The organism is Candidatus Poribacteria bacterium, assembly GCA_021162805.1.
Classification (GTDB): domain Bacteria; phylum Poribacteria; class WGA-4E; order B28-G17; family B28-G17; genus JAGGXZ01.
Window position 1 is genome coordinate 1 of sequence record JAGGXZ010000105.1, and the last position, 11,644, is coordinate 11,644.

12 protein-coding genes are annotated in these 11,644 nt (G+C 51.2%); 8 read left to right on the forward strand and 4 right to left on the reverse strand.

Annotated features, from left to right (window positions below):
• Positions 1-260 precede the first annotated feature (260 nt).
• The 8 genes from J7M22_08435 (at position 261) to J7M22_08470 (ending at position 8,246) form a co-directional block, all read left to right on the forward strand.
• The gene (locus tag J7M22_08435) at positions 261-824 is read left to right on the forward strand and encodes a hypothetical protein (protein ID MCD6506636.1); all 564 of its coding nucleotides are present in this window, start codon (positions 261-263) and stop codon (positions 822-824) included.
• Positions 825-827: 3 nt separating this feature from the next.
• Positions 828-1,592 carry a glycerophosphodiester phosphodiesterase family protein gene (locus tag J7M22_08440; protein ID MCD6506637.1) on the forward strand — a complete coding sequence of 255 codons (765 nt, stop codon included), beginning with the start codon at positions 828-830 and terminating at the stop codon, positions 1,590-1,592.
• Positions 1,589-2,875 (forward strand): DegT/DnrJ/EryC1/StrS family aminotransferase, encoded by a 1,287-nt coding sequence (locus J7M22_08445; GenBank protein ID MCD6506638.1) that lies wholly within the window; start codon positions 1,589-1,591, stop codon positions 2,873-2,875. Before J7M22_08440 ends, J7M22_08445 begins: the two co-directional genes overlap by 4 nt.
• 285 nt (positions 2,876-3,160) lie before the next feature.
• On the forward strand, positions 3,161-3,781 hold the full coding sequence (locus tag J7M22_08450; GenBank protein ID MCD6506639.1) for a sigma-70 family RNA polymerase sigma factor: 621 nt from the start codon (positions 3,161-3,163) through the stop codon (positions 3,779-3,781).
• A 17-nt stretch (positions 3,782-3,798) separates the two neighbouring features.
• The gene (locus tag J7M22_08455; protein MCD6506640.1) at positions 3,799-4,293 is read left to right on the forward strand and encodes a zf-HC2 domain-containing protein; all 495 of its coding nucleotides are present in this window, start codon (positions 3,799-3,801) and stop codon (positions 4,291-4,293) included.
• A 21-nt stretch (positions 4,294-4,314) separates the two neighbouring features.
• Complete coding sequence (locus tag J7M22_08460) at positions 4,315-5,772, forward strand: radical SAM protein (GenBank protein ID MCD6506641.1); 1,458 nt, start codon at positions 4,315-4,317, stop codon at positions 5,770-5,772.
• Positions 5,766-6,878: a glycosyltransferase family 4 protein gene (locus J7M22_08465; protein ID MCD6506642.1), complete on the forward strand. Its 1,113-nt coding sequence runs from the start codon at positions 5,766-5,768 to the stop codon at positions 6,876-6,878. The genes J7M22_08460 and J7M22_08465 overlap by 7 nt, the downstream gene beginning before the upstream one ends.
• A 12-nt stretch (positions 6,879-6,890) precedes the next feature.
• Entirely contained in the window at positions 6,891-8,246 is a 1,356-nt protein-coding gene (locus J7M22_08470; protein MCD6506643.1) for a trypsin-like peptidase domain-containing protein, read from the forward strand.
• Here the strand turns inward: J7M22_08470 and J7M22_08475 are convergent.
• Genes J7M22_08475 through J7M22_08490 form a run of 4 tightly spaced genes read right to left on the reverse strand, consistent with a single transcriptional unit; the run spans position 8,203 to position 11,266 of the window.
• Positions 8,203-8,661, reverse strand: a complete 459-nt coding sequence (locus J7M22_08475; GenBank protein ID MCD6506644.1) for an arsenate reductase ArsC — start codon at positions 8,659-8,661, stop codon at positions 8,203-8,205. The genes J7M22_08470 and J7M22_08475 overlap by 44 nt on opposite strands.
• A gap of 21 nt (positions 8,662-8,682) precedes the next feature.
• Positions 8,683-9,444 carry a hypothetical protein gene (locus J7M22_08480; GenBank protein MCD6506645.1) on the reverse strand — a complete coding sequence of 254 codons (762 nt, stop codon included), beginning with the start codon at positions 9,442-9,444 and terminating at the stop codon, positions 8,683-8,685.
• 28 nt (positions 9,445-9,472) lie between these two features.
• Positions 9,473-9,820, reverse strand: coding sequence for a winged helix-turn-helix transcriptional regulator (locus J7M22_08485; protein MCD6506646.1), 348 nt, complete (start codon positions 9,818-9,820; stop codon positions 9,473-9,475).
• Between the two features lie 27 nt (positions 9,821-9,847).
• Entirely contained in the window at positions 9,848-11,266 is a 1,419-nt protein-coding gene (locus J7M22_08490; GenBank protein ID MCD6506647.1) for a cobalamin-dependent protein, read from the reverse strand.
• Between the last annotated feature and the right edge of the window lie 378 nt (positions 11,267-11,644).

Genomic DNA, 11,644 nt, shown 5'->3' on the forward strand with positions numbered 1-11,644 from the left:
GACGAGGAAAATCTAGGCAACATAAGGGTTTTGAGCAAATTCGCGATAGATTAGAGCGCGAATTTCCTCTGAATCACTTATGCCATCTAAGCCTTTCCCCATCTACATTCTTCAAAAGTTTTTGCGAGGTCCTGACTGGCGACGGCAGGCCTTGACGAAGGAAGATAACTGTGATATAATGATTTCTGAAGTAAGGTAAAACAACCTTTCAAGCTGAACACTGGGTTAATATCTCAGGAGAACCAAGGAGGTGACTTAGGTTGAAGATTATTAGCCTTTTAGTCGGTTTTTCCTTGGTGACAACATGTTTTGTTTACGCCGCTGGCGCTTCCCACCCGAAGATTAAAGTAACCGATCTGAAGGCGAACAGCGGCTTAACCTATGAGGTCGATGAGAGTTTACAGATCGGCGATAAGGAATACACCGATAGGAAGTACACCTTCACGGATATACCGGATTACCTCTTGGGGCTAACCTGGATACGCACGGCAAATAACGATAAAAAGAATCCGAATCTGGAGGTAAGCTTCAAAATAGACAGGGAAGCCTACGTTTACATCCTTTGGATAGCCAGGGACCCGGCCAATCAGGATTGGCTTCAGAAGAACTATGCGAAAACGGGCGATACGGTTAATTCAACCGATGAGCCGCTCGCCGTATATAAATCGAAAAAGCCTTTCCCACCGGGGGAGATCAAGACGTATGCCGCCAACACCGGCGCGGGGATGTATGTCATCGTCTTAGAACCAACCGGTAAGGAAACACCGGTTAAATCTCAGGGCAAGATGATAGCCACCTGGGGTAGGATAAAAGCGCTTAGGTAAATCATGGGATGGTTTCCCTTCTATCAACCTCTTAAGCAACCTCGCCGTTTCCAGGTGATAGCCCATCGGGGTATGATGCGTCGGGCACCTGAAAACACGAAACCGGCGTTGGAACTGGCCATCGAAGCCGGGATCGAATGGGTTGAAGTGGACGTTCGACTCACCGGCGATGGATACCACGTGCTCATGCATAGCTCACTGCTGGATAAGACAACCGACGGGAAGGGATCGGTCGAAGAGCACACCATGGCCCAGATCAAACGGCTGGATGCTGGAAGCTGGTTCTCATCACGATATGCGGGTGAGCGGGTCCTGAGTTTGGAGGAATGTCTCGATCTGGCCTACAGGCGGATCAACCTCTACCTCGATTGCAAACGGGTGAATCCCCGGTTGCTGGTCGGACAGATCCTTCGAGCTGGGATGCAGGATCAGGTGGTCGTCTTCGGTAAGCTCGATCTCCTGAGACAGATCCGAGCCCTCTCGAACGGGGAGATCGCCATCATGCCGAAATGGTGGCCTAAATATGGCCTTGACGCCTGGTTGGACGATGTTCAACCCAACGCCGTGGAGATCAACGCCGATGTGATCATCCCTGAAATCTGCAGGGCGTTTCATGGAAGAGAAATCTACGTTCAGGCGAAGACCCTGGGCGAATGGGATCGCCCCGATATATGGGATAAGATGCTGAGGGCGAAGGTAGATTGGATTCAAACCGATATGCCTGAAGAATTGATAACTTATGGATTAAAAACGGGAGGAGAGAAATGAGCGAACTGGCGATCCTAGGGGGCAAACCGGCTGTTACGGTCGAAAACCCTGAAAGGTGGAAACGACCGATCGATGAGGAGAAAGAGGAAGTCTGCAGGCTCATAGAGCAGGGATTTCTTTCCGGCTCCGGAACGGGACTTCCGAAGGAGTTCGAGGATGAGTTCAGAAAATACATAGGATGTGACTTCTGCCTTACGGTGGATCACGGCTCGATGGCTCTGGCAAGCGCCTTCTACGCCGTGAAGGTGGGGCCGGGAGATGAGGTGATAACCCCCACCCTCGGCTATATCGGGACATATTGTGGTGCGCTCCACCTCGGCGCAAGACCCGTCTTCTGCGACATCGATCCCGATACGCTGCTTATCGATCCCCAGGATGTCGAGAGGAGGATAACGCCGAGGACGAGGGCGATAATTCCCATACATTTCTGGGGGAACGTCTGCGATATGGACGCCCTGATGGATATAGGGAGAAGATACGGGATAGCGGTGGTGGAGGATGCCGCCCATGCTCATGGAGCCGAATGGGACGGGGTAAAGATAGGGAACATAGGCGATGTGACCTGCTTCAGCCTTCAGGGGACGATGCCAGGGGGAAAGCCGGTTTGTGGCGGTGAGGGCGGGATAGCCACGACAAACGTGAGGGAGTTCTACGAGAGGATGCTCGCGTACTGCCACCTTCATAGAGCCGGCGTGACGGAGGAGCTCACGTTGCCGGAATACAGAGGGCTGGATAGCGAAGTGTTGGGGTTGAAATGGAGGGCACATCCGCTGGCCCTGGCTCTGGCGAAGGTCTCCCTCAGATCGCTCGATTACAGGAACGGGAGGAGGGATGAGTTCAGAAGGAAGCTCTTTGAGGCGCTGAATGAGATACCGGGCGTTAAACCGGTCAGGAGCTATCCTAAGGCGAAACCCGCCGGCTTCTACGGCGGGCTGAAGATGATATATCAGCCGGAGGATCTGGATGGACTTTCGGTCGAGAGATATGTGGAGGCTTTGAGGGCCGAGGGAGTTCCGATAAGCAGGTATGGGAGGTCGCTCGAACACCAGAGGATGATCTTCAGGAGGGGATTTGACCTGTGGGGGCACGGAAGAGGCCCCTTGGGAGGGGAGTTCCTCGGTCTACCCCCCTTTAAGGGGTATAGAGAGGGCGATTTCCCCGTCGCGGAGAGTTTGATCGGAAGGATACTCTCGATCCCAGCCTATATCGAACCGGAGGAGGGATTTCTCGAAGGGGTGATAGAGGCTTTCGAAAAGGTGGCCGCTAACTATAAGCGACTATAACGCTCTTATTTCCCTTGAGTGTAGCGGTTATCCATGAGGAGGAACGAGGAGAGAGAAAATCCGTTGCACGTTCAACGTCTAACGTTGTAACGTTTTCTGACCTCTTAGATCTCTGCTACACTTAACGATAATCTGATGCCCCGCCTCGATATACCCGAGCCATGTTCCTGAAAGGAGCGGATGAACGGGGTAGAACATCGGATCTGCTTATCGGATATAATACCTCAATCGCTTACAACTTCATAGGCTGAGATTTTTGGAAGGTTTTCCGAGCGGAGGGGTCTAATGGAATTGGAAACAATTCGAATCACAGGAAGTCCTATGGTCGTTGAGGGAAGGAGCGCCGACTTAAATGAGGATGAAATTCTCATCGCGCGTTGTCAAAGCGGGGACAAGGCTGCTTTCGGGATATTGGTGCGCAAGTATCAGGATTTGGTTTACCGCTTAATCTATCGGCTGCTTGGCGAGACACCCGACATGGAGGATATAGCGCAGGAGATATTCATCCGCGCTTACAAAGGTATCGGGCGATTCCGGGGGGATGCGAGGTTCTCCACTTGGTTAACTCGAATCTGCATAAATTACTGCAGAAAACGGCGCCACAAAGCCAAAAGAGATCTGATATCGCTTGAACAGTTTATGAGCCAAGGATACGACTTCGCCGATGGCTCCGCTATGCCTGACCGCATCCTTGAGCGTAAAGAATATAGAGAGCTCGTTCGACAGGCCATTGATAATCTACCGCAAAAGTATCGAATCGTCATAATCCTACGTTATTTCGAAGCGTATTCCTGTGAGCAAATCGCCGAGATCCTGAGTTGTCCCGTCGGGACGGTCTACTCCCGTTTGTTCCGTGCTCATGAGAAATTGAGGAAACGGCTTAAATCCATAGGATTTTTCAAATAGCTCTTGGAGGGATACAGATGAAATGCGCTCAGGCTCAAAAAGCCCTATTTTCTCTTCTATCAGGGGATAGGGATCTAGATCGCAAAACCCAGGATGAGCTTTTAGAGCATTTGAATCATTGCCCCAGGTGCCAGGAGGAATGGCAACAGTTGCAGGTTACCCATCAGGCGCTTGAGTCTTTAGCGAGGGAGGAGGATATTCCCAAGGCCCCTGCCGACTTTTGGGATCGGCTGAAGTATAAGCTGGAACCACCCGCTTCGACGAGACCGGATATCCTCGCCAAACTCGGTGAATTGATGGGCTTCATGCGACGGATCATATGGGTTTTAAAATTCAGAAGGGCGGTGGCGCTTTCAATTCTGGTTTTCTCCCTCGGATTGATAGGATACGGTATATTTCATAATCATGATCGCTCTCCTGAGGTATACCCGTCGGAGAATTTAACCGGGAATCGTTATCCGATCGAAGAGATCCTCTACGTTCCCGAACCATCTGATAGACGGGTTTTATGAAATTCAGAGGGGGTGCTGGGCATGGCTTTAATCCTTAACCCAATGTGGAGGATGCGCAGAGAACAGGGTTACGTCCTCCTCTACCGGCTCACCGACATCGGAACCGTTGCCGAACAGAGCTTTATCCATCCGTTGAAGGCGATCACGATCGCCCTTTTCGATGGCAAGAGGGTGGTTGAGGATGTAGCGCATGCACTGAGCTACGTGACCGGCCGTCCTGTGGAACCTCACAATGTAAAACAATTTCTCGATGAAAACAGCCGTTATTTCATCGAAGCTTCTGAGGTTCCAGAGCGACTTCGAAGGAGATATGACCCGTTAGAGTTTGTCATGGACGCCGACTCCATTGATTTCACGTTTAAACGTCTTCTTGCACCTTTGTCGTTGGTATATATGGTGACCAATGCCTGTCGGACGAACTGCATATATTGTTATGCTGAGAAACAGAGGCATGGTAAAGGGGGACCGCTTTTGCCCCTCCCACGTGTGAAGGAGTTGATAGAGGAAACTGCGGAATTGCGGATCCCTGTTATCCATTTCTCAGGCGGTGACCCGTTCATGCATCCTGATATCCTGGATATCCTTGAACATACTGTAGCCCATGATATTCTCCCTGTTATCTCGACAAAATGCGTTCTATCCGAGGCGACGGTGGATAGGCTTGCGGAAATAGGGATACCAAGGGTTCAAATCAGCATAGATTCCCCTGATCCTGATACCATCTTCCTTTTGACAGGAGCAAGGAACTATTTGGAGGAGATGATCCCCGTGATCAAGCGCCTTAAGGCGAAGGGGATTAAAGTCGCCACTAAGACCGTGCTCACCTCTTACAACGTTCGTCAGGTCCCCGCTCTCGTCGATCTATTAGCTTCCCTTGGCGTTGACGATATCGGTCTTAGTGAGTATGTCAGATCGCTTTACCGTCACCTTGATGATAATCTCTTTATGTCACATGAGGATTTAAAGTGGCTTGACGAGACCGTACAAAGATTAAGGGAGAAATACAGTTCCACAAGCATCAGCACCAGTTGGGTTTTTGCGCCTGAACCCAAAAGCAGGGGGGAGAAGGAGAGGGCTTTTTTAAACCGTGCCAGATGTACAGCGGGGATGCAGCAGCTCGCCATATATCCGGATGGTAAGGTTGTGCCATGTGAGGAGGTGCCATCAACGCCGGAGTTCGTCGTGGGGGATCTATCGAAGCAATCTATATTGGAGGTTTGGAATTCTGAACGGCTGATGCAGCTTATAAGACCTCCGAAGGAGAAGTTCTCGGGCCAGCCGTGTTATGATTGCCTTGACTTTTACGAATGTCATGCTTTCCTGGGCCGTTGTTTTGTGCATGCCCTTAAAGCGTATGGCACACCGTATGCTCCACCGCCTGAATGCCCGAAATCCTCTCCTTCGGGGCTACGGCTGCAAACCTTCCCAATTTGCGTTGATCCGAAATCCTCGCAATCTTCGGTCTGTGACAGCTGTTAAAGAATACCATAGATGTTCCTCTTGATGCTCCATTTCTACTCTACGTCGGGAGGATTCACCCGGAGAAAAACCTGCATGCTCTGTTTTGGATGCTTCAAGAGATCGTTAAGGAATATCCAAGGAGCACTCTCTGCATCGTCGGACCTATCGAAAATGACCGGTTCCCCCACTTCGATGTCCCGGTTGACGGATACTACGGTTACCTGAGGAAAGAGATTAAGAGGCGTAAGCTTGGAGGACACGTGTTGTTATTGGGAAATCAGCCGGAGAGGAGTCTGGTTGCTTTGTATTCCGCGGCAGATATCCTGTTGAACCCTACGATCTCTGTCACCGAAAATTTCGGCTATACCCCGGTAGAAGCCATGGCATGTGGAACGCCAGTTGTCTGCTCCCGCATAGGTGGATTGAAAGATACCGTCGTGGAGGGGGAGACAGGGTTTTTCATGGATACCATCCTTACAAACCATGGAGTTAAACTCGATTGGCGAACGGGTGTGGAAGCCGTCCTCAGGCTGCTGGGCGATAAATCACTGAGAAGACAGATGGGTGAAAACGGCGTGAGAAAGGTAAGGGAACATTTCAGCATGGAGAGATTCTCAAGCAATCTCGCTCAAATTGTCGACTTTATCTCGAAGAACTTCCCATCCTCCCACGATGAACCTCAAGAGAAGGTCATCTTCAGTCCTGATGTGCTCTCCCTGTGGGATGAAATATATAAACATGAGGGAGGAGAAATGGACGAGGAATCTCAATGGCATGTCCATAAAGCGCTTTTATCCAGAAACAGTTATAAGTTCCTGGTGGAACCTTATGTTTCCCATGTGGCGGATGATATCTCCGTAAACCTCCGATCCATCCTATATCCCGCCGTTCCCCTTCGTTTGTCGAAGAAGGAACGTAGGTTGAAGGTAGAAGACCCTATCTGGCCATGTGCCTATCAGCTTGAAGATTGGGAGATGGAGATTCTGGAGGAAATAATCAACGGAAGGAAGAAGATCCAGGCTTTGGTGAACCAGATGAAAGGGCGCATTCAGACCGCAGATATACTGAGCTTTGTGGAAAAACTTATACGAGAGGGGATTATCCTCCCTCATAGCCTCAGTTAGGAGGTGATCTAGATGAAAGGTAAATTCATCCCTCTGATACTTCTCACCCTAACGCCGATATGTCTGTGTTCTGCCTGGCAGGAGGAGGATCTACCTCCCCATAAAGGTTTGTTCCTACAGACAGTGGAACAGATCGTGGATGTTGTGCGTCAGGTCGATCCCTCCGTCGTTACGGTTAAGAACGATCGCCCGCAGTTCGCTACCGGCGTTATCTACAACGCTGACGGATATGTTCTGACGACGCGGCTCATCATTGAGGGCGCTGAAAGGCTGGAGGTGATACTCCCATCCGGATTAAAATACAAGGCGACTCCCATTGGAATTGACGGGGTAACGGGCATCGGTGTGATTAAGATCACCGCTCCTGATCTTCGGCCGGTCAAATTCGGCGATTCTGACAGGTTAAAAAAGGGGGAATCTATCCTGGTAATCGGAGATTCCTTCGGGTTATCCCGTTCGCTTTCGACCGGCGTGATCAGCAACCTCGATCTTGAGGTTAACGGTAAGGAGCTCATCCAGATCACAGCGCCCATCAATCCAAGCATGGGCGGAGCACCCATGATAAATAGCAATGGGGAAGTCGTAGGGATTATCCAAGCCAGACTATCAGGCTCCACATCGGTGGGAACGTCCGGTTCGGTATTACGCCCTTCATCTGAAGAAGCTGAGGGAACCGGCTTTGCCGTTCCCATTAATGACATCAAATTCGCCGTCAAACAATTGATCGAAAAGGGTGTTGTAACCCGCTCCTGGCTGGGGGTGGAGGTTCAATCGATTCCTGACGCCCTGAGAGCTCAGCTTAGCCTGGAGAACTCAGGGGTGCTGGTGACGGAGGTTTTGAAGGATTCACCCGCTCAAAGGGCCGGCATTAAACGCTGGGATATCATCCTGGAATACCAGGGAAAGCCGATAGACGGCTCTAAAGCCCTGAGGAAGATGGTATATCGAACTCCACCTGGGACGGAGGTGGAGTTGCTCATCCTTCGAAGGGGAAATCGGAAGAGAATAAAGGCGAAACTCGAAGCGTCTCAGGGAAGACCGACCGGACCTATCCCCGCCGACTTCACGATCAACGCCTTCCCAGACGCTGAGAGAGGAGGTGCGTGGATAACCTATACTCTGCCTTGGAAGGCCCATTTAACGCTTAGCATTTACGACCTGAAGGGGAAGCTTATCCGCAGGATTGATCTGGGCGAAAAAAGGCCGGGATACTACATAACCAAGGAAAAGGCGGTGTATTGGGATGGAAAGGACAAGGCAGGCAAACCAACCCTACTGGGCATTTACATCTGTACCCTTGAATCCGGTAAGGGAAGAAAAATTACTACAAAATTATTACATCTCGGAAACGGTTCACGGTTAAGGTAGCATTTGTCGGGGAAGATCCAACAACCATCCACCTCTTTATCTCATCCCTCACCCGCCTGAGGAAATCGAGTTTTTCATCATCTGATCCGTGGAAGCTCGAGGGATCGTCGAATCCCCTGTGGATGTATCTCTTACCTCTTGGGAAGAAGGGGCGTGTCTCTTTGGCGCGGTCGTAGACCGTGATCACATAATCGAACTCCTCATTGAGGAACTCGTTCACGCTCTTTGAACGATGATCCGATATGTCTATTCCTATCTCCGCCATCACCCTGATGACATATGGGTTGACCTCAGTCGGCTGAGTCCCCACGCTGTATGCCTCATAGCGGTCTCCGTACAATGCCCTCAACAATCCCTCCGTCATCTGAGAGCGCGCCGAGTTGTGGGTGCAGATGAACAAAACCCTTCTCCTCACGTCATACCTCCTCGTGTGAGGTCATGTCGCGAACGGACAGTATCTCTCCAGAGAGAGTATCTCGGCCACTCCGGCTCCCGTCACGCCGAACAGCACGAGCGGTTTGCCATTCTCCTCTGCCAGAGAGATTATGTCCCCGAGCGTGTCGTTGACGATGGCGCTTCCCGTGGCAAGTATCAGATCCGATTCGGCTATGAGCCTCCCGGTGTCCTTCCTTCCATCCCAGATGGCCACACCGCCTTTGACCCTGCCGATATTTCGGGGGTTTAGGTCGGTCGCTCGCACTTTTTGCGGTCCGAACTCCGATATCAGCCCGTCGAGGAGGGAGGGTTGAATTCCCACCAAGCCTACCCTGACCTCGCCGTAGTTCTGGCGTATCCACCTCGCTATCTCCTCACCGCATCTTTCGGGGGATTCGTCCCGGCAGTGGACGGTGCGCTCTATCCGACCGAGGTATCGCATCAGGGCGTTGAGAGTCGAGATGAAGACCGCCCGCTGATAGTTGGTCTCAAGGGGCAGGTCCAAGACATCCTCGAGCGTCCCGTCGAAATCGCCGGGTTGATCGGTGAAGGCCTGTCCCCTGACGCCCCTGAAGACGGATTCCATCACGACCTCTTTCCCCTGAAGTATGGGGTAATCCCTCCTGCCCGGCGACCCTATGGCCTCCTCGGGTGAGAGGGGACGGGTTTTAACGCCGGCCCTGACGGCCACCCTCTCGCTTGAAAACCCGCCCTGGTGTATCATCGCCTTGAACTCCGATCTGATCAGTTCCAATACCCCCATTGATGTTCCTCCTCTGGTGAATCGTCCATTAGAGGGTTGAGCCCACACACTCCCTCACGTTGGTCTCCTTGACCATCTCGATTCTCCTCTCGATATCGGCTGGCAGTTTCACCTTTTCGGTTATAACCGATACCAGCTCATCTCTTCTAACCTCCTCGGGTATGAAGTAGATCACCCACTTGCCCTCTCTTCTGTTTTCAACTAGCTCGGCGAATCTGAGCAACTTCAGCTGATGTGATACCCTCGACTGTTCCCATTCCATTATGTTCATGAGCTCGCACACACAACATTCACGCCGCCAAAGGATCAGAAAGAGCGTCATTCTCCCTTCATCGGCAAGGGCTTTAAGTTGATGAACGATCTTCCTGATTTCCAACTTAGCACCTCTTCATCCCATCGAAGCTCATTTCAGGTTAGGACAAACCTGTTTTATGTCGCTCAGGTAAGCCTTAGGATCTGACAGTTTGATCCAGTCCCTGAAAACCTGTTTCCAATCTGAGTATATCAACTGTCCTTTCAGACTTTTAAGCAGGACATAGATTCTCATCAGAAATAGATATGCAGGGGGATATGCTGTCCGATATAACTTCGCGAACTCCTTGCAGAAATCCCGTAAGGGTAAGCGGGTTGGAAGAACGGGATGTATGAGATCAAAGAGATTATAGTTCCTGCAGGGTAGCTTATCCCTGAACTCCTCAAAAAGCCTTGTTCCGGGCAGAGGCGTGAGCACGGTGAAGGATGGAAACCTGAGCTTAAGTTTCTTGATATACCTTCTGAGAGCGGCGAAATCCTTCTTGTCATAGCTCGGATCGACTATGAAGGAGGCCATGGGTTCGATTCCAGCGGATCTTAATATCTCAAGCGCCCTCTCGTTGTTCTCAACCGTATTGCGCTTCTCTATCGAGTCGAGCTCCTCCTGCGAGGCCTTCTCGAATCCCAGGAAGGCAACCTCAAGCCCCACGTCGGTCCACATCTCGACAAGTTCCGGATGTGAAGCTATCACGTCGCTCCTCACCTGAACGATATATTTCCTCTTAATCCCCCGTTCCTTGAGAAGCTCGGCGATTCTCTTAGCCCTGGCGACGTTTGAAAAGAAGTTATCATCGGTAAAGAAGATGTTTTCGCTCTTTGTCCCCTCGATCTCCCTGATTACCCTCTCAGGGGATTTAAACCTCACCTTGCCCTTATAGAAGACCCAGACGCTGCAGAATTTACATCGATAGGGGCATCCCCTGGCCGTCTCAACGGAGGAAACCGGCTGGCGAGAGGTAAGCCGATAATGTCTCCAGTTCTCATCTATGAGATGTCGAGCAGGGGGTAAAAGTTGATCCAGATTCCCTAATAGTTCCCTTTGAGGTGTTTGGAGCTGTCCGCTAGGATAGTTTATAACCAGCCCTGCCACCTTTCTCAAATCGCCCCTCTCCTCCAGGCAATCAGCCATCTCCGAAGCCGTGATCTCCCCTTCACCGACCACAATCGCGTCGATAGAAGGCAGATGGAAATCCTCAGGTTGGAGTGAAGGATGATGCCCTCCAACAAAGATGAAGATATCCGGATTTATCCCTTTTATCACCTCCGATATCTTAACGGCTTGGTTGTAATCCACGGTGAAGGTCGAGCTTATCCCACACCCCTGAGGCTTAAAGTCCTCGATCCTTCTCACAAGCTCCTTCATGCTTGACAGTCTCATATCGAGGAGCTCCACCTCGTGCTTCCGCGCCAGAGCAGCGCCGATCATCTCAAGCCCCAATGGCTCGACCATTCCGAGGGAGTGCCTGAAATTACTTCCTTCATTCCCTGGTTGAATCAAAAGGAAACGCATTTTTAACCCTGGTTCCTCAAACTGTGTCAAATTGATCTATCTGCCGGTTGAGGAACCGCCCTCCTTTCTATCCCATTGCGGCAGATAGACCGAGGCTCCCGGCCGCTCTATGAGCCGAAGCCTACCAATTGTGTTCGCTTTTATTTCCCTTGAGTACGGGCGAAAGATTTTTCGCCCGTACTTTGGCATTCCTGCCTCTCCCTTTCGGGGTTAAGGTGCACCTCGGCAATGTGACGGTTTTGCCAGACCGGGCTGGTGCGACACCCTGTCATGCTTACTCGCCAAGCGAGAACCGTTCACGTAGGCGGCCACCTCACCGTCAGCAGGCGGCTTAACACCCGCCTTAGCCTTGAAGCCCTGTGTGCAGAGGAGGAACGA